This window comes from Streptomyces sp. NBC_00210, assembly GCF_045160975.1.
Classification (GTDB): domain Bacteria; phylum Actinomycetota; class Actinomycetes; order Streptomycetales; family Streptomycetaceae; genus Streptomyces.
The window spans coordinates 1,358,687-1,380,760 of record NZ_CP108120.1 but is presented as its reverse complement, the minus strand read 5'-3'; the positions used below and the strand labels follow the sequence as shown (position 1 = coordinate 1,380,760).

19 protein-coding genes are annotated in these 22,074 nt (G+C 71.2%); 13 read left to right on the top strand and 6 right to left on the bottom strand.

Going from position 1 to position 22,074, the window contains the following annotated elements; all coding sequences use genetic code 11:
• From OG729_RS06240 to OG729_RS06200, 9 genes are read left to right on the top strand one after another with little or no spacing between them, the layout of a single operon-like run.
• Entirely contained in the window at positions 1 to 2,901 is a 2,901-nt protein-coding gene (locus tag OG729_RS06240; protein ID WP_405804797.1) for a beta-ketoacyl synthase N-terminal-like domain-containing protein, read from the top strand.
• Positions 2,898 to 3,950, top strand: coding sequence for a 3-oxoacyl-ACP synthase (locus OG729_RS06235; RefSeq protein WP_405804795.1), 1,053 nt, complete (start codon positions 2,898 to 2,900; stop codon positions 3,948 to 3,950). Before OG729_RS06240 ends, OG729_RS06235 begins: the two co-directional genes overlap by 4 nt.
• Positions 3,947 to 5,884 (top strand): HAD-IIIC family phosphatase, encoded by a 1,938-nt coding sequence (locus tag OG729_RS06230; protein WP_405804793.1) that lies wholly within the window; start codon positions 3,947 to 3,949, stop codon positions 5,882 to 5,884. The genes OG729_RS06235 and OG729_RS06230 overlap by 4 nt, the downstream gene beginning before the upstream one ends.
• Positions 5,863 to 6,090 (top strand): phosphopantetheine-binding protein, encoded by a 228-nt coding sequence (locus OG729_RS06225; RefSeq protein ID WP_405804791.1) that lies wholly within the window; start codon positions 5,863 to 5,865, stop codon positions 6,088 to 6,090. Before OG729_RS06230 ends, OG729_RS06225 begins: the two co-directional genes overlap by 22 nt.
• Positions 6,087 to 6,938 carry a 2-oxo acid dehydrogenase subunit E2 gene (locus tag OG729_RS06220; RefSeq protein ID WP_360881318.1) on the top strand — a complete coding sequence of 284 codons (852 nt, stop codon included), beginning with the start codon at positions 6,087 to 6,089 and terminating at the stop codon, positions 6,936 to 6,938. Before OG729_RS06225 ends, OG729_RS06220 begins: the two co-directional genes overlap by 4 nt.
• Positions 6,835 to 7,701: a 4'-phosphopantetheinyl transferase family protein gene (locus OG729_RS06215; RefSeq protein ID WP_404722292.1), complete on the top strand. Its 867-nt coding sequence runs from the start codon at positions 6,835 to 6,837 to the stop codon at positions 7,699 to 7,701. Before OG729_RS06220 ends, OG729_RS06215 begins: the two co-directional genes overlap by 104 nt.
• On the top strand, positions 7,698 to 8,948 hold the full coding sequence (locus tag OG729_RS06210; protein WP_405804788.1) for an FAD-dependent oxidoreductase: 1,251 nt from the start codon (positions 7,698 to 7,700) through the stop codon (positions 8,946 to 8,948). Before OG729_RS06215 ends, OG729_RS06210 begins: the two co-directional genes overlap by 4 nt.
• The gene (locus tag OG729_RS06205; protein ID WP_405804786.1) at positions 8,945 to 10,066 is read left to right on the top strand and encodes an alpha/beta hydrolase; all 1,122 of its coding nucleotides are present in this window, start codon (positions 8,945 to 8,947) and stop codon (positions 10,064 to 10,066) included. The genes OG729_RS06210 and OG729_RS06205 overlap by 4 nt, the downstream gene beginning before the upstream one ends.
• Positions 10,063 to 10,536, top strand: coding sequence for a DUF4260 family protein (locus tag OG729_RS06200; RefSeq protein ID WP_360881326.1), 474 nt, complete (start codon positions 10,063 to 10,065; stop codon positions 10,534 to 10,536). The genes OG729_RS06205 and OG729_RS06200 overlap by 4 nt, the downstream gene beginning before the upstream one ends.
• Positions 10,537 to 10,548: 12 nt before the next feature.
• Here OG729_RS06200 and OG729_RS06195 read toward each other — a convergent pair whose 3' ends face one another.
• On the bottom strand, positions 10,549 to 11,748 hold the full coding sequence (locus OG729_RS06195; RefSeq protein WP_360881328.1) for a cytochrome P450: 1,200 nt from the start codon (positions 11,746 to 11,748) through the stop codon (positions 10,549 to 10,551).
• Between the two features lie 126 nt (positions 11,749 to 11,874).
• Between OG729_RS06195 and OG729_RS06190 the strand changes: the two genes are divergently transcribed.
• Positions 11,875 to 12,480 carry a response regulator transcription factor gene (locus tag OG729_RS06190; RefSeq protein ID WP_360881330.1) on the top strand — a complete coding sequence of 202 codons (606 nt, stop codon included), beginning with the start codon at positions 11,875 to 11,877 and terminating at the stop codon, positions 12,478 to 12,480.
• A gap of 23 nt (positions 12,481 to 12,503) precedes the next feature.
• On the opposite strand, the gene OG729_RS06185 is transcribed toward OG729_RS06190, so the two are convergent.
• The 3 genes from OG729_RS06185 to OG729_RS06175 all read right to left on the bottom strand — a co-directional run bounded on the left by OG729_RS06185 (position 12,504) and on the right by OG729_RS06175 (position 16,433).
• A complete protein-coding gene (locus tag OG729_RS06185; protein ID WP_405804784.1) occupies positions 12,504 to 13,721 on the bottom strand; it encodes a sensor histidine kinase in 1,218 nt (405 codons plus the stop codon).
• A gap of 137 nt (positions 13,722 to 13,858) precedes the next feature.
• On the bottom strand, positions 13,859 to 16,111 hold the full coding sequence (locus OG729_RS06180) for a TOMM precursor leader peptide-binding protein (RefSeq protein ID WP_405804783.1): 2,253 nt from the start codon (positions 16,109 to 16,111) through the stop codon (positions 13,859 to 13,861).
• Positions 16,112 to 16,118: 7 nt separating this feature from the next.
• Positions 16,119 to 16,433 carry a hypothetical protein gene (locus OG729_RS06175; RefSeq protein WP_405804782.1) on the bottom strand — a complete coding sequence of 105 codons (315 nt, stop codon included), beginning with the start codon at positions 16,431 to 16,433 and terminating at the stop codon, positions 16,119 to 16,121.
• 329 nt (positions 16,434 to 16,762) lie between these two features.
• Here OG729_RS06175 and OG729_RS06170 point away from each other — a divergent pair, with 329 nt between their 5' ends.
• The 3 genes from OG729_RS06170 (at position 16,763) to OG729_RS06160 (ending at position 19,375) form a co-directional block, all read left to right on the top strand.
• Positions 16,763 to 17,605: an AfsR/SARP family transcriptional regulator gene (locus OG729_RS06170; protein ID WP_360881338.1), complete on the top strand. Its 843-nt coding sequence runs from the start codon at positions 16,763 to 16,765 to the stop codon at positions 17,603 to 17,605.
• Between the two features lie 118 nt (positions 17,606 to 17,723).
• Positions 17,724 to 18,491: a thioesterase II family protein gene (locus OG729_RS06165; protein WP_405804780.1), complete on the top strand. Its 768-nt coding sequence runs from the start codon at positions 17,724 to 17,726 to the stop codon at positions 18,489 to 18,491.
• 23 nt (positions 18,492 to 18,514) lie between these two features.
• Complete coding sequence (locus OG729_RS06160; RefSeq protein ID WP_360881342.1) at positions 18,515 to 19,375, top strand: AfsR/SARP family transcriptional regulator; 861 nt, start codon at positions 18,515 to 18,517, stop codon at positions 19,373 to 19,375.
• Positions 19,376 to 19,432: 57 nt separating this feature from the next.
• On the opposite strand, the gene OG729_RS06155 is transcribed toward OG729_RS06160, so the two are convergent.
• Entirely contained in the window at positions 19,433 to 20,605 is a 1,173-nt protein-coding gene (locus OG729_RS06155) for a hypothetical protein (RefSeq protein WP_405804778.1), read from the bottom strand.
• A 52-nt stretch (positions 20,606 to 20,657) separates the two neighbouring features.
• Positions 20,658 to 22,067: a DUF6002 family protein gene (locus OG729_RS06150; RefSeq protein WP_405804776.1), complete on the bottom strand. Its 1,410-nt coding sequence runs from the start codon at positions 22,065 to 22,067 to the stop codon at positions 20,658 to 20,660.
• Positions 22,068 to 22,074 lie beyond the last annotated feature (7 nt).

Below are 22,074 nucleotides of genomic sequence, written 5' to 3'. Positions count from 1 at the left end.
ATGGGCCGTCCATCGGGCCCGTCCCGGCACCCGGTCGCGGTGGTGGGTCTGGACTGCAGATTCCCCGGCGCGCCAGGGCCGGACGCGTACTGGCGGCTGCTGATGAGCCGGGCCGTGGCGATCGGCGAACGTCCCGCCTCACGCGGCCCCTATGACGTGCCCGGCGGCTTTCTGGCCGATGCCGACGCCTTCGACCGCTCCTTCTTCGGCGTCCCCACGGCCGAGGCGAGCGCGATGGACCCGCAGCAGCGGCTGCTCCTCGAATGTTCCTGGCGGGCCGTCGAGGACGCCGGAATGTCGCCGACCCGGCTCGCGGGCGGCTCGGTGGGCACCTTTGTCGGCTCCATGTCCGACGACTGGCTGCGGCTCAGCCTCGCCGCGCCCGAGGGGATCACCCCGCGCACCGGCACCGGCAGCGGCCGCTCCATGCTCGCCAACCGCATCGCCTACCAGCTCGATCTGCGCGGCCCCAGCCTCACCGTGGACACCGCGTGCTCCTCCTCCCTGGTCGCCGTGCATCTGGCGTGCACGGCCCTGCGCGCGGGGGAGTGCGACCTCGCGCTCGCGGGCGGCGTCAACATCGTGGCGGGTTCGGTGCTCGACGAGATCTACGCCCAGGCCGGACTCGCCGCGCCCGACGGCCGGTGCAAGCCCTTCTCGGCGGCCGCGGACGGCATCGGCCGCGGTGAGGGTGTCGGCGTGGTGGCTCTGCGGCTGCTCGACGACGCGGTACGGGACGGCGACCCCGTCCACGCGGTGATCCTCGGCAGCGCCGTCAACCAGGACGGCCGCAGCAACGGCATCATGGCCCCGCACCGCGCCTCCCAGCGCGAGGTGATCGCGACCGCGTGCCGGCGGGCCCAGGTCGCCCCCCAGCACATCCGCTTCGTCGAGGCACACGGCACCGGCACCCCGCTGGGCGACCAGATCGAAGTCCTTTCGCTCGGCGATGTGTTCCGCGACCCGCAAGGCGTACGGGAGTGGCCGCTCGCGATCGGCGCGGTCAAGGGCGCGATCGGCCACACCGAGGGCGCAGCCGGGATGGCGGGACTGATCAAGACCGTACTGGCACTGCGCCACGGTGTTGTGCCCGGCAGCCCTTCGTACGGCGCGGAGAACCCTCGGCTCGGTCTTGCCCGCCGCTCCATGGAACTGATCACCGAGCCGCTCGAACTGCCCGCCGACGGATGCCGGGCGGGCGTCTCCAGCTTCGGCATGGGTGGCACCAACGCCCATGTCGTCCTCGAAACCGCCCCGGTGACCGAGGCGTCCGCCGCAGCAGGCCCGCGCGCCGGGGTGTTCACGCTGTCCGCCGACACCCCCACGGCCCTGCGCCGCAATCTGCGTCTTCAGGCCGTGGACGTCGCCGGCCGCACCGGCGACGAGCTCGCCCGACTGTGCTGGACCAGCAACCGGTCCCGGGCCGCCCTGCCGTACCGCTTCGCCACCGTCGCCGACAGCACCGAAGAGCTCGCCTCCCGGCTGTTCGCGGGCGCGGAGCTGGAGACCGAATATCCGGCGGCGGCCGAAGAGCCCGGGCTGGCCTTCGCGTTCACCGGACAGGGCTCCCAGTACCCGCGGATGACCGCCGGACTGTACGAGGGGTCGGCCGTCTACCGCACCTTCCTGGAAGAGGCGTCCAAGGCGCTCCAGCCCTACACCGTGACCCCGGTCCACGAGGTGATCCTCGCCGGGGACCCCGTCGTGCACCGTACCGGCACCACCCAGCCCGCACTGTTCGCCGTGCAGTACGCACTCGCCCGCACGCTGATGGAGCTCGGAGTGCGGCCCGCCGCCGTCATCGGGCACAGCATCGGCGAGTTCGCCGCAGCCGTCGTCGCCGAGGCCCTGGACCTGGCGGACGCGGCCAGGCTCGTCGCCGTACGCGGCGCCTTTATGCAGCAACTGCCGGAAGGCGGCGGCATGCTGGCGACCAGGGCCCGCCCCGCTGAGGCCGCCGCTCTCGTCGAGGACGAGACAGACGTCGGCATCGGCGCGCTCAACGGGCCCGGCGCCACTGTGCTCTCCGGCGACCTCGACGCCCTCGCCCGCATCCGCAACCGCCTCGAGGAGCGCGGCCTCGCCTGCACCCCGCTCAAGGTCTCGCATGCCTTCCACTCCCCGCTGATGGCACCCATGCTGGGCCGCTTCGAGCGGGTCGCGTCCCGCATCCCCGGCGGACGGCCCCGGCTGCCCTTCCACTCCACGGTACGGGGCAGGCTGCTGGCGCCCGGCGAGGAACTGGACGCCGCCTACTGGACGGACCACATCTCCGCGACCGTACGGTTCGAGGACGCCGTCACCTCGCTGAGCGAGCGGCCGCCCACCCATGTCGTCGAGATCGGCCCCAAACCGGTGCTCAGCAATCTGCTGCGGCGGATCGGCCCGGCCCGCGACATCCCCGCCCTCGGCGTCTGCCGGGGCGAGGGCTCCGGGCCGCGGGAGGTCGGCGAACTCCTCGCCCGGCTGCACCAGGACGGACTCGACCCCGCCTGGGACACCTTCTACCCCGACGCAGAGAAACGGGCGGTGCGCATGCCGGCACATGCCTTCTCCACCCAGTGGCGCTCCTGGCACCAGCAGCCCACCGGCACCGCCGCCGCACCGCAGCCGCCCGGCGTGCCCGCCGCCGCGCCCGACCCCGACCGGGTGCGCCGGGGAGTGCGCGAGGCCGTCGTCAAGGTCCGCGGCGGCCGCCACGACGAACTCGACGACACCCTGCGCTTCTACGACGACCTCGGCTTCGACTCCGTAATGCTCATGGAGCTCAAGTACCGGCTGGAGGTGCGCTTTCCGGAGGTCGGCGAACTGTCCATGCCGGAGATGCTCTCCAGCCTGGTCAGCGTCGAGTCCCTGATCGGCTATCTGAGCGAGCAGCTCAACGCGGCGGTGGCCCCATGACCTGGCCCGCGGGCCGCGGCGGGCCCATCGGGCTGGCCGGGGTCGGCACCGCCCTGCCGGGTGAGCCCGTCGACAACGTCAAACTGTCCCGGCGGCTCGGCATCGCGCCCGAGTGGGTCGAGACATTCATCGGCACCAGAACCCGGTACTTCGCACGGGACCTCGACGGCGGCAACGTCCGCTGGACGCTGGAGGACCTGTGCACCGACGCCGCCGACCGGGCGCTCGCGGACGCGGGAGCGGATCCCGACGATGTGGCCTTCGTCGTTGTGGCAACCGCGACCCCCGACGCGCTGATGCCGACCACGGCCGCGCTGGTGGCCGACCGGCTCGGCATCGACGGCGTGCCCGTGTACCAGCTCCAGTCCGGCTGCTCCGGAGCCGTACAGGCGCTGGCGCTCGCCTCGACGCTGCTCGCGGGCGGAGCACGCGGCGAGCGTCCGGTGGGCCTGGTGATCGGCGGCGACGTCTGCAGCAAGCACCTCGACCTGCGCCAGGACTTCCGGGAGCTGCCGCCGTCGCAGCTGGTCAACTATGTACTCTTCGGCGACGGAGCGGGAGCCGCCGCACTCAGCCGCCAGCCGGGCGCCGCCCGGGCAGTGCTGGCCCGGGCCGAACACTGGCTCGGCGGACTCGGCCGCGCGCCGGGACAGCGGGTCGAGTGGTTCGGTCTTGCCGATCGCCACAGCGAGCTGCCCGCCGTGACGGAGGACTACAAGGCCGTCGAGGCCCAGGTCCCCGTGATGGCCCAGGAGGTGCTCGACACCCTGCTCGACAGGCTTGGCTGGCCCGCCGGATCGCTCGGTCATGTCCTGCCGCCTCAGCTCGGCGGCCGGATGACCGAGCGCATCACGAGGGGGCTGCGGCAGGGCCTCGAGTGGGAGGAGGTCTCCTGTGTCGCGGACACCGGAAACAACGGAAACGCGCTGGTCTTCTTCCAGTTGGAGCGGCTGCTGCCGCGGCTGGGGGCGGCAGGCCGCGCCGTCGGCATCGCGATCGAGTCGAGCAAGTGGATCAAGGCCGGCTTCGCAGTGGAGGCGACGGAATGAGCGCGCGAGGCGAAGCACAGCAGGAGGAGGCGCGGCAGGAGCTACGGGCGCTGCATGCGGCGGGCCGGCTCGCCGGCGCATACCCGGCCCTGTCCGCGATGCTCGCCCGGCTCCACGGCGACGCGCTCGACCACGCCGGACGGCTGCTCGCCCGTCTCGACCCCGCCGATGTGCTGGCCGCCCACCCGTCGACGCCCACCGTTCGCATCGCGGTGACCGGGCGCTCCAGCACCGCCGGACTCCTGCCCGCGCTCACCGCCGAACTCGCCCGGCACGGACTGCTGCTGATCCCCTACGCGGCCGGCAGCGGCGGCTATGTCCAGGACCTGGCCGACCCCGCTTCCGAACTGTATGCGCACCGGCCCGACCTCACACTGTGCGTCCTGGACCCGCTGACGGTCTGGGACCGGGTACGGCCGCCCTGGCAGCCGTACGAGGTGGCACTCGAAGCAGAACGGCAGCGGCTGCTGCTGGCCGAACTCGCCGCCGGCCACGCGGCGCACGCACCGGAGTCCTCGTTCCTCGTACTGAACACCGTCCCGCTGCTGCGACGCTTCGCCCACCAGCTGACCGGACTCGCCCAGCGCGCCGAACTGGGCGCGATCTGGCGGGAGTTCAACGCGGATCTGCTGCGGATGTCCGACCCGGCGGCGGGAGTGGCCGTACTCGACCTGGAGCCGCTGACCGCCGCGGGAGTGCGCGCCGACGATCCGCGCCTCGGCGCGTACGCCGACGCCCACTGCACTGCCGAGCTGCTGGCCGGATACGCCCGCGAGGCCGCGCACCTCGCCAGAGCACTGCGCGGCGACGCCAAGAAATGCCTCGTCCTCGACCTCGACGGCACCCTGTGGGACGGCGCCCTCGCCGAGGACGGCCCGGAGCGGGTGCGCGCGGCGGACTCCCTGCGCGCGGGCGCGTTCGGCCTCTTCAGGCGGACGATCGAGCAGCTCGGCTCGCAGGGCGTACTGCTCGCCGTGTGCAGCAAAAACGATCCTGAACCGGTTTCCCGTGCCCTCGCCGCTCACCCCGACTGGCCGCTGAGCAGCGACGACTTCGTCGCCGTCGTCGCCGACTGGGGCTCCAAGGCCGACGGGATCCACAAGATCGCGGCCGGCCTCGGCATCCCGGCATCCGCCGTCGTCTTCGCCGACGACAGCGCCTTCGAGCGCGAGGTCGTACGGGCCGGGGCGCCCGGAGCAGCAGTCGTACCCCTGGACGACGAGCCGGCCCGGCACACCGAACACCTGCTGGCCGACGGCTGGTTCGATGTCCCCTCCGTCACCGAGGAGGACCGCGGTCGGGCCGCGCGCTACCGGGAACGCGAACAGCGCGAGAGGCGGCGCGCACAGGCGAAGGACTACCAGAGCTTCCTGACGGGCCTCGGCATCGAGGTCGACGTCGGTCCCGCGGGCAGCCATGAGACCGCCAGGATCGCCCAGTTGAGCCTGCGCACCAACCGGTTCAACCTCACTGGAGCGCGGCTGACGAGCACCCGGATCCAGAGCCTGGCCCAGGACCCGGACGCGCTGGTGCTCGCGGTACGCGCGGCCGACCGCTTCGGCGACGACGGCGTGGTCGGCGCGGTGTTCGCCCGCCGGGACGGCGCGGGACTGCGGCTGGAGAACATGGTCGTCAGCTGCCGGGTGCTGGGCCGCGGCATCGAGGACGCCGTACTGGCCGGGCTGCTGGGCGCCGCGAGCGCCGCCGCCCTGCCCGCCGTACATGCCCGGTGGCGGCAGACCGCCGCCAACGAGGCCCAGCGCGCGTACTACCCGGCGCACGGCTTCGAGACCACAGTCGAGACCGATGGCGAGACCCGCTACCGGCACGACCTGGAGCAACTGCCGCCCGTGCCGTCCCATGTGCGGCTGCGGCTGCGACTGGCCGACAGCACGGCCCAGGAGGTGGAGTCATGCACACCGTCGTCGATCTGATCTCTCTGGCCAACGAACATCTGGGCACCGATCTGGCACCCGAGGACGCCGGACGCGATCTGGCCGAACTCGCCTGCTGGGACTCGGTCCATCTGCTGCGCCTGGTCGCCCTGCTCGAACGGGAGCTGGGCAGGCCGATAGCGGTTGCCGAGATGCTGCAGGCGCGAAGCCTCGGGGAGATCTGGACGGCAGCGGTGACCGCATGAGCCTCTCCCGGGACCGGGCCAGGCGCCATACGCGCCACTTCCTGAACTGGGCGCGGGCGGCGACCCCCGTCCATCTCGGCGCCGACGTCGACATGACCCGTGTCGAGGAGCACCGCAGCGCCGAGCGCGCAGCAGGCCGGCGGTACTCGGTCGTGAGCTATCTGCTGTACGCCGCCGGGCGGATCGTCGCCCGGCACCCCGAGGCCCGCGCGATGGCGCGCGGCGTGCTGTGGCCGCGCACCGCGCCGCTGCCCGACGTGGCGGCCAAGCTCGCACTCGACCGCACGACCGAAAGCGGCGAGCGCGTGGCGCTCACCGCCGTACTGCCGCGCATGGACGTGGCGACCCTTACGGAGATCCAGGATTTGGTGGACCTGTGCCGCGAGAGCGACCCGCACGACCTACCGGGCGCCGCGGCGGTGCGGCTGCTCAACCAGCTGCCGCCGCCCGTCGGGGAGTTGGCCTTCCGGCTCGGAGTACGCACTCCGGGCGCCAGGGCCCAGCGGCTCGGGACCTTCGCGGTGAGCTCGCTCGGGCACCGCGCTGTGGATGTATTTCACTCCTACGGCGGCACGGCGGTCACCTTCTGCGCGGGACGGGTGGCCGACCGTGCCGTGGTGCGTGGCGGCCGCATCGCGGCGGCGCCGGTCATGCGTCTGGGGCTGACCTTCGATCACAGAGTGCTCGACGGAGCTGCCGCGGCGGACGTACTCGATGGAGTGGTGAAGCGGCTGGAGGGCTGGCATGGTGATCTTTCCGGGACCCGTGGCGAACCCCGCGACGGAGCAGGGATTCGCACGGCCCGTGCGGGTGACCGGCCCCGAGGGCCCCTGGGAGCAAGTCCGTGACGCGGTACGGGAGTACGGCAGCGTCGTGGTCCACGCCCAGCTCGACGACTGGCTCCCCGCCGACCTGGACGCACCGGAGCTGCGCCCGCTGCTCGGCCGCGACTACGCGCGCTTCGCCGCCATGACGCACTATCAGATCCGGTCCCGTTTCGTGGCGTCCAGGCTGCTGCTCAAGCATGTCGCCTGCGCGGTCATCGAGGCGTCGCCGCAGTCCGTCGAGCTCGCCTACAAACCGGGCGGACGCCCGTATCTGCGCGGCCTCGACCAGATCGACATCAGCCTCAGCCACACCGAGACGCTGCTGCTCGTCGGGCTGACCCGGCGGGGCTGGATCGGGGTCGACGCCGAACTCAAGGACCGGCCGATGCTCGGGCTCGGCACCGAGAACCAGGTGTGTACGCCGCACGAGCGCGAGGCCCTCGCGCAGATTGCCGACGAGCGGCGCAACGGCGCGCTGGTGCGGCTGTGGACGCTCAAGGAGGCGTACAGCAAGGCGATCGGGCAGGGCATGCGATTCCGCTTCACCGAGTTCGGCTTCGGGCCGCAGGAGCGCAAGGTGCAGGTCCTTCGGCCGGACGGATCGCGCGGGACCGGCGACGAATGGACCTTCCACACCTGCTTGGTGGACCGCCGGTACACGGTCAGCGTCGCCCTGTTCGACGCGGGCTTCGGCGACACCAGTGACACCGCCGCCTCCACCATGCTCGACGCGGGACTGATGGCGGCTCTGGTGGCCACCGGACAGGACGAGACGCAGCCATGACGATCAGGACAGAGGTCTGTGTGGTGGGCGGCGGCCCCGGCGGCCGCGCGCTCGCCCTCGCGCTGGTGCGCCTGGGCCGCCGGGTGGTGCTGCTGGAGCAGCGCGCGGGCGGCGGGCGTGCGTTCCGCGGCGAGTCGGTGTCGCCGGACGGGGTACGGCTGCTGGCCGGGCTCGATGTGCTGGAGCGGGTGCGCGGGCACACCCATGAGGTGCACCGGCTCGAGATCGCCGACGGCGGTTCGCGGGTCCTCGACGTGCGCTTCGAGAGCTTCCCGTACGCCTACCGCTTTCCGGTGGAGCTGGCGCAGCCGGTGCTGCTGTCCGCACTGACGCGGGCGGCCGACGAACGCGGCGGCTGCACCGTGCTCGAACCGGCCTCCGCGATCGGGCTGCTGGTGGATGCCGGCGCGGTCCGCGGGGTGCGCGCCAAGACAGCCGACGGGACCGAGGAGATACGAGCCGATGTGACCGTCGGAGCGGACGGCCGCTACAGCTCCGTACGCCGCCTCGCGGGACTCGACCACAGTGCCGAACGCACCCCGCTGGAGCGGGACGTGATCTGGCTGAAGCTGCCGTTCCCGGCGGCCTGGGACCGGCGTGCCTACCGGGTGCGGATCAGCGCCGGCCGGCACGGGCTCTTCCTGCCCAGCACCGACGGCACCCTGCGGGTCGGCCTCAACATCCCCAAGGGCGGCCTGCGCGAGCTGCGTTCGGGCGACATCGGGCAGCTGCACGCGCGGCTCGCCGAGCTCGCGCCGGAACTGGAGCGGGAGGCGGCCGAGGCCATCCTCGGCTGGTCCGACACCCATCTCCTGGACATCTTCACCACCGATGTACGACGCTGGTCGGCCCCCGGAGTCGTGCTCATCGGCGACGCCGCGCACACCCTCTCGCCGATCCTCGGGCAGGGCGTCAACCACGCCCTGGCGGACGCGGTCGCCCTTGCCCCGCTGCTCGCCGGCGCACTCGAAGCCCCCCGCAGCGGACGCCAGGCGGCGCTCGGTGCCGCGGTGGCCGCCTTCCAGCAGGAGAGGGAACCCGCGGTGCGGCGCTCCCGGGGACTGCAGCTGCGCCAGGAGCGGATGTTCGGCCTCGCCGCCGCTCCGGCGGCGGCGCTGCGGCGGACCGTCTACCGCGTCCTGAACGCCAGCCCCGCGCTGCAGCGCCGGGTGCTGGCCCCCGCCTACTTCCCCGGTCAGCGACCCGGGCCCGCCGCCACGCCCGCCAGGACGGAGCAGCGGACATGACCGACACACTGCCGGGACCCGGGCTCGCCGAGCTGCGGCGCTATGTGCTGCTGCACGCCCGCGCGCAGGGACTCGCCCCCGCCCACTGCCGCGAGCTGCTCGCCGGGGTGAGAACCGTGCACGGCTCGGGCCACGACTCCTGGCCCGCCGTCTGGAGCCGCGCGGGCGACGTGCTGGCGGGCCGCGACAGACAGCTGGAGGCCTGCCGCCACTACGGGCTCGCTCGCTTCCCGTACGCCGCGGCCGACGATGTCGTACGCCGTCGCGCGCAACTGCTGTGCGTCCAGTCGTTCGACCAGTGGCGGCGGGGCCGGGCGGGTCTCGACCGTATCGACATCTGTCTGCCCGAGGGCAGGTTCGCCTGCTGGACGGCCGGACTGTCGAAGACCGAGCCGCGTCCGCTGATCGTCGTCATGGGCGGCATCGTCAGTGTCAAGGAGCAATGGGGCCCGATCCTGGCCCGTGCCGACGCGCTCGGCGTGGCCCTGGCGGTCACCGAGATGCCCGGAGTCGGGGAGAACACACTGCCGTACCGGGCAGACAGCCATCGCATGCTCAGCGTGCTGCTCGACACGGTCGCGGACCGGGCGGATGTCCGGCGAACCTGCGCCGTCGCGTTGAGCTTCGGCGGCCATCTGGCACTGCGTGCGGCCCTCGTCGACGAGCGCGTGCGCGGGGTCGCCACGGTGGGCGCCCCGCTGCGCCACTTCTTTCTGGACCGTGACTGGCAGCGGGGTGTCCCGGACACGACGGTGCTCACGCTGGCGCATCTGATCGGCTGCAAGCCGGGGGATGTCTTCGACGCCGTACGTGAATGGGCCCTGGGTGAACAGGAGTTGGGGCGTCTCGACATCCCCGTGACGTACGCGGCGGCGCTGCGGGACGACATCGTGCCGCTCACCGAGACGGCGGCGCTGCTAAGCCGGCGCACGGCCCGGCGGGAGGTACTGCTGCTCGACGACGAACACGGTGCGCCGGCGCAGCTTGCCCGGGTGCGGGTCGCGCTGCTGCGTGCGGCGCTTCGTACGGTGGGGGCGCGTCCGGTGGGCAGAGGGCTGCTGGCCGCGGTGGGCGGGACGCAGCGCCTGCTGAGCAGGAGAGGACGGCTGACCGTATGAACGGCGCCATCTTTGAGCCCCACCGGCGATTGAGGCGTGGGGATCTCCCCACGTCCGCAGGGCGTAGGGGGAGGGTCTGGGGCGGAGCCCCAGTTGGGCAACGCTCCGGCTGGAGCTACCGCGCCCCCGCGGGCCGCACCCTCAGCGGCCTCGTCGGCGTCGCCGCGCTCGTCGCGGGCGCGCGGGTCGGCGGAGGGCGCAGCCGGGTGCTGTGGACGACCGCCGTGCTCCCCGACATCGCCCTGCTCTACGGCATCGGGGCCGCCCCCACGTTCGAGCGCCTGCCGAGTCACGCCGTACGCCCCTACAACGTTCTGCACTCGCCCGCCGTACCCGCCGCACTGCTCACTCTCGCGGCTCTCACGCGCAGCCGGCGCACCGCGGTGGCCGGGCTCGGCTGGCTCGGCCATCTCGGTGTCGACCGCGCCTTCGGGTACGGGCCGCGCAGGCCCGACGGCACCCGGTACTGAACTGCCGCTGTCTCAGCCCCAGTTCACCGGCAGCGACGTGAGCCGGTTGACCAGCAGCCCGGTGTGCATCCGCACCTCGTCCACCGGCGCATCGAGCCGCAGTCGGGGGAAGCGGCGAGCCAGCGAGGACAGCGCGATCTGCAGCTCGGCCCGCGCCAGCGGCGCGCCCAGGCAGTAGTGCGGACCGTGCCCGAAGGCCAGATGCGGGGCGCCGCGGCGACCCGGGTCGAAGCGGTCCGCATCGGGGAAGCGGTGCTCGTCCCGGTTGGCGGAGCAGATCGCCCCGATCACCGCGCTGCCCGCCGGCACCGTCCTGCCCGCCACCTCGATCTCGGCCGTGGTGACCCGGAGCGGACCGCCGTCCCCGATGGGGTTGATGCGCAGCAGCTCCTCCACGAGCGTGGCCAGCGCCTCCGGTGCCTCGGGCACCAGGCGCATGCCACCGTCGTGCCGCAGCAGCGTGAACACCGAGGCGCCGAGCACGCCCACCGTCGTCTCGTGCCCGGCGATCAGCAGTGTCATCGCCAAGGTGATCAACTCGTGCTCGGTCAGCGGCCCGTCCTCGTCCCGTACCAGAACGAGCGCGCTCAGCAGATCGTCGCCCGGCCGCCGCCGCTTCTCCTCGACAAGGTGCTGGAGATACGCGACGAGCGCGAGCTTGCGCTCCAGCATCTGCTCGGGGGTGTGTGCGGTGAGTGACAGGATCGCGTCCGACCAGCCCCGGAAGAGCTCGCGGTCCTCGAAGGGCACACCCAGCAACTCACAGATCACGGCGACGGGATACGGAAAGGCGAAGGCCTCGTTGAAGTCGACCGGACCGCCCTGCTCGGCCATCTGCTCCAGCAGCCCGTCCGCCAGCTCCTGGATGCGCGGCCGCAGCAGGTCAACACGGCGCGCCGTGAAGGCACTCGAGACCAGGGAGCGCAGCCGGGTGTGGTCGGGCGGGTCCATGGTGAACAGGCCGCCCGCGTCGAACGGGACGGCCGTGAGCTTGGGCGACTCGGGAAGCACCGTTGCCGCTCTGCTGCACCGGGCGTCGGAGAGCACGGTACGTACATCGTCGTACCGGCTGAACAGATACGCTCCGTCACCGCTGGGCATCACGACGTCGGCCGCCGGAGCTTCACTGCGCAGCTGCGCATACTCGTCGGGGATGTCGGTCGCCGAGCGGCGAGGAGGCGGGTAGCTGCGCACGGCGGAGTCCTGAGGCATGACCACACCGTCCGACCTGGGACTCGGGATGTGCTCGAGCTGGTGTTCAGAACGGGTCGGGGAGGTATTGTCGGCCTTCGCTGACGGCAGGCTGGGGGAGGCCGAGTGCTGCGTGAACCATCGCACATGATCAGAGTGGTCCTCGCTGAGGACATGCACATGGTTCGGGGAGCATTGGTTGCTCTGCTCAATCTCGAGCCCGACATTCAGATAGTGGCGGAAGTCGGTGCGGGCCGGGACATTGTGCCCGCCGTGCTGCAGCACGATCCTCATGTCGCGGTGCTCGACATCGATTTACCGGGCATGGACGGTCTGTCCGCCGCCGCCGAGGTGCATGCGAAGCACCCGTCGTGCCGGACCTTGATCCTGACCGGGCTCGGCCGTCCCGGCAATCTGCGCCGGGCGCTGGAGGCCCAGGTCTCGGGGTTCATCCTCAAGGACGCGCCGCCGAGCCAACTCGCCGACGCGATACGACGGGTTGCTGTCGGAGAGCGGGTGATCGACCCGCAGCTGGCGCTCGACGCGTGGGCGGCCCGGGACAATCCGCTCACTGCCCGGGAGACCGAGGTGCTGCGGATGGCCGCGGACGGGGCAGAGGCCCCCGACATCGCCGGACGGCTCTATCTGACCGTGGGGACCGTACGGAACTATCTGACGACGGTCGTCACCAAACTGGGCGCGCGCAACCGCGTCGACGCCATCCGCATCGCCCGGGAACAGGGCTGGCTCTGAGCGCCCCGCCCCCTTGAGAACGCTCACACGGCGCTGCGCGTACCGTCCTCCGACTCGCGGAGCCGCTGGTCCACCAGCAGCCGTGGCCTGGGCACCCGGCGGGTCCCCCCGCAGTCCAGCGGCACCCTCGCCTCAAGATGGAAGCAGCCGTCCTCCCGCACACCGGCGGTGAGTTGGCCGCCGATCGCGCCGACGCGGGCGGAGAGATTCCCGATTCCGCTGCCGTCGTACGAGGACGGCTCGTCGGCACCGGATCGCACCCCGTCGTTCTTCACCCGCAGCAGCACCGCACCGTCGCCCGCGCTCCTGGCCTCGATACGGCAGTGCCGCACCGTGCTGTGTCGCAGGATGTTGGTGATCCCTTCCCGCAGCACGGTCGCGAGGACCGTGCCCACCTGGTCCGGCAGGTCCGCGAGCGTGGAGTCCACCTCGATGTCGATGCCGGCAGCGCCGAACACCGAGCGCGCGGAGGCCAGTTCACCGGGGAAGGACATGTCCCGGTAGCTGCGGGCGACCTGCCGGGTGTCGGCGAGCGCCTGGCGGGAGATCTCCAGCACCGTCGAGAGCTCTTCCCGTGCCCGCGCCGGATGCTGGTCGACCAGCCGCAGCGTGAGCTCGCTGCGCAGCGTGATCGCCGAGAGGCTGTATCCCAGCAGATCGTGCAGATCGCGGGCGAACCGCAGCCGCTCCTGCTCCACGGCGAGCCGGGCGATCTCCTGCTGCGCGCTGCGCAGTTTGAGCACCATCTCGGAGAGCGAGGTCAGTCCGTAGACCAGACTCGCGGTCGTGATGGTGGAGACGCCGATGTACGTGACGTCGAGGTAGGTCTTGCCGGACCAGGTCGTCGTCAGGCCCATGGTGGTCACGACGGTGAGTCCGGCGCACACCCACGACCACGGCGAGCGCAGGACGAGCAGCAGTGATCCGGTGAGAAAGCCGGTGATCCCCACCCAGGCGGTGCCCATCAGCAGGATCGGCGGGTAGCTCAGCGCCAGTTGGATGACCAGGATCCAGTACTGCTGTCTGCGCCTGAGCCGAACCCGTCGGGGTGCCGAGAGCACCACCTGGCACGCGAACATCCCGAGCAGGGCCAGCGCGCCCGCGACGAGTTGGAACAAGCTCTGCTGCACGGTGAGCAGATGCAGGGTCGCAGCGGCCAGCACGCCGCCGAGAGCAACCAGCAGGATGCCCAGGGCGATCTTGGGAGCCAGTCCCGCGTCCCCGCCATCGCGACCGTACATGGCTGGATCGCGGTGGTCTGCGCTGTGCAAGTGTTGTCTCTCCTGGGTTCGATTCACGTCAAGCATGTGACCCCCGTTGCACCGCGAAGCGTGGTTTCAGATCCTAGGCGAGTGCAACGGGGCCGTGACTGTCATTACTAGACAAACAGCGGTATCGGATTGAGCTCCTCATAGGGAATCGGCGTGGTGCGCCGCCCCAGACGCACGGGTACGTCATAGAGCCGGCCGGGGCCGAAGCGTGTCCAGAAGTGGCGCAATCCGGGTACCAGAACCTTGACCGCCGGGAGCCCCAGATCCGGCCGGGTCTGATCGAGGACCAGCAGCTCCATGCCGTGCGCGCGGACCAGTTGCTCCGCGGCCCGGACGTCGTCCAGGAGGTCCGGGCGCAGTGTGTAGCCGTACTCGGTACGGCGCTTCGCCGGGACCTTCGGATCGGGGCCCAGATAGGGCTGGTTGGCAAGTGTGCGGCGGGTGCACCAGTCGAGGAGGGCATAGTCGTCCTCGGCAGGCGCCTCCAGTACGGCGGGCAGCAGCTGGTTCATCTCGGTGAGCGCGCGCCGGAGTGCGATATCGGGATCGAAGTGGCAGCCGAAGCCGAACATGATGTCCTCCTCCGGCTTGTCGGTCCGGCGCGAGATCGCGGCCATCGACGGAATGCCCAGGTCGGTGGTGAGGTCAAGCACCCAGAACTCCCGTTTGAGCAAGGAGTACTCGGCGCGCATCGTGTCGATCCACGGATCGGGGAACGATTCCAGGTCCACCGCGGGCTGTGCGGTGCGGTTGTACCACCACAGCGCGACCGAGTCCCGCTCGACGAGCTCGAAAAAGCCTTGCAGGATGGCGTCTTCGAGGCTGCTGCCCGCGGCATTGCCATTGGAATCGGCCACGGTGAAGCAGGGACCCTTGGCGGGCGGTGGGGCGAAGTAGAGCATCCCGGTCGGCAGCATCCGGTGCCTGCCGTGGGTGACCGACCAGACCGGTGTCCAGTCGACGGCCGCCTTCTCGTCGAACGGGTCGCAGATGTACTGGAACGGCGGCTGTACGGCGTTCCACTGCAGTCGGCCCGTGTACTGCCGCTCGTGGTACAGCTGGCACTCATTGGGGTGGATCGCCTCCCCGGCCAGCTCCCTGAGACTGGCGCGGATCCTCGGCTCGTCCCCGTGCTGCGTTGCGGAGTAGCGTTCCACCGCCTCGCAGAGCGCGCCGACCTTCGCATCCAGCGCGGTGACCCCCTTGCCACCGCTCTGGCTGCGCAACCCGGAGCGGAATGCCGCGAGACTGCGCGCGGTCCACGCCGGATTGGGCCCTGAGTGGTACGCGTTGAGGAAGTCGGGACCGCCGGGCGCGCGGTGCAGCGAGCTGACCACTCCGGTGACCCTGCCGACCAGGTGCTCGTAGCGTTCCATGACCTGTTCGGCCGTCAGGGCCCGGTGGCCGTTTCCGCTGAAGGTCTTCTTGGGCCGCGATGTGAGGGTGATGGGCTGCTGCACGCGGTCCCCGACGAGCCGCGGGTCGCCGCATTCGGGGCATTGCGGCCGCTGACCGACCGGATGTGCCCGGATGGCGAGCTGAAGAGTGTCCAGAACTCGTATGGCCTTCTGGCTCTTGTCGCGGTATCCGGCAACCCACTTGGCGGCTTCCACGGCGATCGCCTGCAGGGCCAGCGAGCGGCTCGCGGCGATGGTCGCGCGTGGTGGCGCCGGCGGCGACGACATGCCGAGCGCCTGCCCGACAAGCTGTTCCGGCTGGCGGTGGTGGTTGAGCCGATAGGCCATACAGCTCCAGCAGGCCCCGTCGCCCGGCTGGAACACCGGCCCGATCCATGGTTCGACGCCATGTGGTTTGGCGAGCAGCCACGGACGTCCGCTGCGGCGCTGTTCCTCGTCGATGTCGCGTAGCTGAGGCAGGAGATAGTCGTCGCACAGGACGACCGTCAGATCACAGCCGCCGGGGCCGCTCAGCGCGACCCCGGCGGTGAAAAAGGCGTCCCGGGCGGTCGGTCCGCCGACGTCACCCAGGTCCAGCAATCGGACCCGGCCCTCGGTCAGCGCTCCTCCGGCAAGCGTCGCCTCCAGACCGGCGGCTTCCCAGTACGCCGATGCGTCCTGGTCCGTCGATTCGGTCTGCGGCGCGGCATACCCGGTGACCAGATTCGCCTGCGTCAGCTTCCCCAGGAGACTGCCGAGTTCGGTGGGCGACAGCAGTCCCTGGGTGTCCCGCACAAGGGCGGGCAGGTCCCGGCTGCCGTCCAGTAGAGGAGCGATGGCTGCTACTGCGTCGCCCTCGATCGCGGTGACACCCTGTTCGGAGACCAGATAGGTCGCCTCGCCCGGTATGACGGCGGTGGTGAGATGTCTCCTGAACCCGATCCGTGGCCATAGGGAATCCATGTGCAGCTCACACGGGCAGGGTGCCGACGGCGCCCTGTCGGACGGCCGGCCCAGGCGGGTAGGGCTGCTCCGTGAAGCAGATGCAGGAACGTACCGCCCCGCGAACTGAGTGTGCGGGGTCCAGTTCCCCGGAGGAGCTGAGGTTGATGATCGTGACTTCCGTGTCGGCCTCCGCGGGCAGTGCGGGTATGGCGCTCCCCGCTGTCATCGGAATGCCGAATTCGGCGAGAACATTGCGCGGCTCCAGCGCGTACCGCAGGGCCAGTTCCGGTTGCAAAAAGCTGCGGGCGACGAGTTCGGCGAAACGCCAGTCGTGCTCCACAGATCCGTTGCAGGCCTCTTGAGCTGCGGTTCCGCTGGGCGCGTAACCAGACATCATGGTGCTCCCATCGTGATGTGAACGGTGCCGGGCGATTCATGTCCCGTGCGGATGTTCGGCTGCGCATACGAAAGCAGTGTGATGTCGGGTGACTGGAACCGAACAGTGGAGACGTCATCACCCTGGATGTGAAGATTTCATAGGCCCGATCCAGGTGATCTCCATACACGGCTTGTGAGCAGCTCACTGTTCCTGCCCCTGTGCTGCGTGGGACTCTCCCGGAAACAGCCTTTCGCCGACGAGGGGTTGTCCGACGGGGTAAGGAAAAGGCCATGCCGAACCGGGGGCGCACCGTACGCGTCGAAGTGCTGGGAACTCTCCGCGGCGAGGCCGCGGGAGTGTCCGTACTTCCAAGTGCCTCCAAGCCGCGGCAGATCCTCGCCCTGCTCGCCCTGAACGCGCAGCACATCGTGCCCGTACCGGTCCTCATGGAGGAGCTCTGGGGCGCGGGACCGCCGCGCAGTGCCCCGACGACGCTGCAGACGTACATCCTGCAGCTGCGCCGCAGACTGCGCTCCGCGATCCCCGAGACCACAGGAGTCTGGGACAAGAACGTGCTGGTGACGCGACACGGCGGCTATCTGCTCGACGCGGACCCGGTCGACATCGACGCCCTGGAGTTCGACCGGCTCACCGGAGCGGGCCACACCGCCTACGAGGTCGGCGACATGGCCGCGGCGTCGGGACATCTGACCGCGGCACTGGAGCTGTGGCGCGGGCCCGCACTGGCCGACGTACCCCATGGCCGGCACCTCGGCATCGAGGTGACCCGGCTGAAGGAGAGCCGGCTCGGAGCCCTGGAGCGGCGTATCGGCGCCGATCTGCGGCTCGGCCGTCACCGCGAAGTGCTGGGCGAGCTGTGCGCGTTGTGCGAACGCCACCCACTCCACGAGAGTCTGCGGGCGCTGCAGATGCTCGCCTATTGCGCGGACGGCCGTTCCTCCGATGCGCTGATCGCCTACAAGCGCCTTCGGGAAACCCTGGTCGAGGAACTGGGCCTTGAGCCCTCTCCCCGTATACAGCGGCTTCATCAGGCAGTCCTCCGAGGTGAGGAAGCCATGGAGGTATGGAGCGGCCCCGTACGCCTGGGCAGTGACGGCGAGCTCACCGGCTGACACCGCACCCGGCACCACCGCTCCCTCTCGCTCCAGCTCCGATCAAGCGGCCTTCCAGTGCCGGTCGTGAGGATCGGGGCCCGCGTAATCGAGAAACGGTGCGGTGTGAGGAGGCGGCGTGAACCACTACTTAGCGGTCTCGCCCGGAATTACGGAAATGCCCCAGACGGCGCTCCGGCTCTTCTGCTTCCATCACGCGGGGGCCGGAGCGCTCACCTTCGCGCGCTGGCGCGCGCGATTCGCAGCGGACGTACAGGTGCTGCCGGTACGGCTGCCGGGTCGCGAGACCAGACTGCGGGAGCCGCGCATCGTCGACTCCGAGCAGCTGCTCGGCGAACTCGACACGCATCTGGGCCCGCTGCTGGATGCCCCGCATGCCTTCTACGGGCACAGCCTCGGCGCCCTGGTGGCCTACCGGTTCGCGCTCCGGCGCGCCCGGGCCGGACACCGGCCGCCCGTCCTGGTCGGCGTCGGCGCCTGCGCCGCGCCCCATCTGCCAACCCCGCTCGTCGAGCAGTCGGATCTGCCCGACGACAGACTGCTGGCCGCCCTCGCGCGGTACGGCACCCTGCCGCCCTATCTCTTCGAGCGGCCCAAGTGGCTGAGCATCCTGCTCTCCACCATGCGCGACGACCTCCAGCTCGCCCGCAGCCTGCGGGAGGGCTCGGGCGAACCGCTGCCCTGCCCCCTGTACGCCTACGCGGGTGCCGAGGACAAGGTCGCAACCGACCGGGTGGTCGCCGCATGGAGCCGCTACACGAGCGCCGCCTTCGACCTGCGGACGGTCCCCGGCGGCCACTTCTTCGTCCGTGACGCCGAGCTGCCCACCCTGCTCGCGTCAGAACTGCGCCGTCTTGCCACACCACACCCGATCGCTCGAGCCTGATCGCCTCGAAGGGAGTAGCGGATATGGACATCAGCGTGCTGGGGCCGTGCCGGGTCGTCCAGTCGGGGGTTTCCGTTGTCCCCACTGCAGTCAAACCACGCAAGGTCCTTGCCCTGCTCGCCATGCACCCGGACCAAGTGGTCTCGGTGGGCTCGCTGGTGGAGGAGCTGTGGGGCGAAGCACCGCCGCGCAGCGTCCAGACCACCTTGCAGACCTACATACTTCAGCTGCGCAATCTGATTGCCGCCGCAATCGGCGGGTCCCGCAGGCCGGAGCTGCCGAACGGCGCCAAGAGCATCCTCGTCACCGAGTCGGGCGGCTATCTGCTCGACACTCAGGGCGGCGTGGTCGATGTCAGTGAGTACGAACGGCTTGCCGGCACCGGGCATCGCGCCCTGGAGAGCGGCAATTGCTCGGTGGCCTCCGACTCCTTCCGCAGGGCGCTCGCCCTGTGGCGCGGTCCCGCGCTCGTCGACGTACAGTGCGGAGCCCTCCTGGAGATCGAGGCCACCCGTCTCGAGGAGTCGCGCCTGAGTATCCTCAACCAGCGCATCGAGGCGGATCTGCGGCTCGGCCGCCACCATGAACTGGTGGGTGAGCTCTCGGGTCTGGCCGCTCAGCATCCGATGCACGAGGACACGCAGGGCCAGCTGATGCTGGCGCTCTACCGCTCCGGCCGGCGCGGCAACGCCCTTGAGGTGTACCAGCGCCTTCGCTCGGTGCTCTCCCAGGAGCTCGGCCTCGACCCCTCGCCCCGGCTGCAGCACCTTCAGCGGGCGATGCTGGAGTCCGCACTCGAACTGGAGATCCCGTCCGAGCCGGTGCGGGTGGGCGTGGGCGTGGGCGCCGGAATGGGCGTCGAACGCGCTCTGCGCGCGCGCTGAGCGCTGAGGCCCGCGCTCTTGGGCCCCGGTGGTGCGCAGGCACGTGCGCCGCCGGGGTCACGTCCCGTTCCACGGCCGGGGCTCATCGGCCCCCTCCTCGCCATGGGCGTGGGCGGTGCCCTGCGCGCACACCGCATCGGCCGGATCCTCCCGGCGGCGCAGCGCGCGGGCCGCCTGCCACATCTGCGCGGCGGCCCGGGCGGTCTCCCGGCCGCTGAACCCCTCGCACAGCTGCGGCAGATGGGGCCGGAGTGCCTCCTGGACACAGGGGGCGAAGTGCACATCACCGTCCGGGTCGATGCGTACGCCTTCGGCGTAGGTGAGCCGTTCGTTGTAGGCGACGGCGTCGGACAGCGAGAGCCCGTACGGCAGATCGAGTTCGATCCGGCGGCGGGTGACCCGGGCCGGATAGCCGCCGGGCAGCCCCTGCGGCCCCGGCACGGCGGCACGCAGCTCCGGGCCGCCGTGCAGCGCCGTGAGCAGGCGGGCCACCGTGTGCGCGGTGACCGGGTTGAGCGCCTCGCGCGGCACACCGCGCTGCTGGGCCAGGAGCTCTCCGACACCGCCCAGTTCATGGTTGCCGAGCCAGACCCTGGCCTCGTCGTCGGGGTGGTCGGGCCGGTGCAGATGACGGTGGTGGGCAAGGACCCGCAGCCCGCGCCGGGCGGCGGGACCGAGCGCGGCCTGGACCGACGCCGTCACCAGAGCGCCGTTGCCCACTCCGCACACGACCGGCAGACCGAGCCGGTACAGCAGCGGATTGACCGCGTCCGGATAGCAGGCGTTGACCAACTGGGCTCGGGGGTGGACCTGTTGGAGCGCCCGGCCGACCCGCAGCGCGACCGCGGCCTGCAGGGGCAGCGTCGCGGCGAAACCGCAGCGGTCGAGCAGCCGCGTCCAGGCGGACGGCGTACGGTCGCGCTCCCACGGCGAATGCCAGGACGCACACACCAGCACCGTGCCGGGCCGCAGCGCCGCCAGCCGCTCTCGCAGCACCGCGTCGTCCGCGTCCAGCTCACCAGGGGTGAAGCGGCGCGGTACCCGGCACAGCGCCGCCTCGGCCCGGGCCGGATAGCAGACGGAGGCGGCCCGTCTGCTGTCCCGGCCCAGCACATGGACCTGGCTCGGCCCCTGGGCGGCGGGGGTGCGGGCGAGCGCGACGCAGACGGCACGGGCGAGGGAGCCCGTGCCGACGACCACGAGCGTGGCGGGGTCCTGTCGCCGGATCACTGGCCGGCCTCCTCGGTGCCCGGGGGACGGGCAAACGCCGATGGGGTGCCCCTCATGGCCGCCGTCCCCGGTGCATCGACGCGGGTCCCATGGCGCGGCTGACAATCGGCAGCAGCCCGGCCGGGTCGTCCGCGTGGTGGAGCCGCTGAGCCGGTATCGGTGTGAAGTCCGTGTCCCCGTACGACCCCGAGCCGTGGACCAGTACCTCCGGCTCGGTCAGCAGCCCCCGGTCGATTGCTTCCAGCACCCCGGTGAAGACCATGACCAGGGACCACTCGCGCAGCCCGCGAGGGTCGTGCGGAAGCTCGACGCCGGCCGGCCGCAGCATCTCGCGGATCTGCGGATACCGGGCCAGGCACTCGTGCAGCGAGACGACGACGCCCCCGCCGCCGTTCTCCCGGATCAGCCGCGACATCGTCCGGCTGGTCTTGGGCGTACGTGTGTAGAACGTCGGGTCGATGACCTCGTCGGGATGGTGGGTGGTGCGCGGGAAGTGGGGGTCGGTGCTCTGGTGGTAGAGCCCGGTGGCCGGGTCCAGGGCGTAGCGGGGCATCCGTTCGCGGGAGAAGTCGCCGTGCAGCAGGTCCAGCACCATGTCGGGGGTGTTCATGTGCTGTACGAGGAAGTAGTGCGGCGGCATGCGGTGCTCGCCGCCGCCGGTGAACGAGGTTCCGTAGTGATGGCCGAGGAGGCCGAACGCGCTGGACACGGCGTGTGCGTGCACCCGCCCGCCGACCGGCGGCGGGGGCAGCAGCTCCTCCTCCATCAGGGCCCTGACCGTGTCCGCGGCCTGGTAGTTGCCGATGTCGAGGGTGTACCACAGGGCGCTGCCGTACCGCGTGCGCAACAGGTCGGCGTAATTGTCGTGGAAGTCGCGGGCGAGCTCCTTGACGGCCGAGGGGTTCGCGCCGGAGTAGCTCAGCACGGGGTTGCGGCGGCGCAGTTCGGGGTCGGAACTGAGCGGCGAGTCCCACAACTTGGTGCGGGCGCGCTCCGGTACGACGCTGACGATCCGCAGGTGGTCCCGGTCCGCGAGCCCGGCCCGGTGGGCGCGCAGGACGGCGTCGCGCAGCGCGGTCGCCTTGTTGCCCGACGACGGAGTGAGCAGGGTGACGGGCTCCCCGGTACGTCGTATGTACGCCACGGCCCTGGCCACCATCAGCAGGGACGCGAAGGTCTTGGTGGTACGGGTGCCGGGATTGCGGCGCAGATCCAGCAGCCGCATCCGGGTGTCCCGGTAGTCGGGGAGATCGACGACGGCGGCCTCGGAGGCTTCGAGGTAGCGCAGCATGGCGTCGTCGAGCGGCGGAAGCTGCGCGCCGGGGGTGAAGTCGCCGGGCAGGGACCGGTTTTCATGCATGACCTGCACGGCCCGGCCCACCGTCTCCCAGTACCGGGACAGGGCGGGGACCGTCGTCGTTCCGGCGCGCTGAAGCTCCTCGGATGTCTCGCTGCTGTTCATGTCCGGC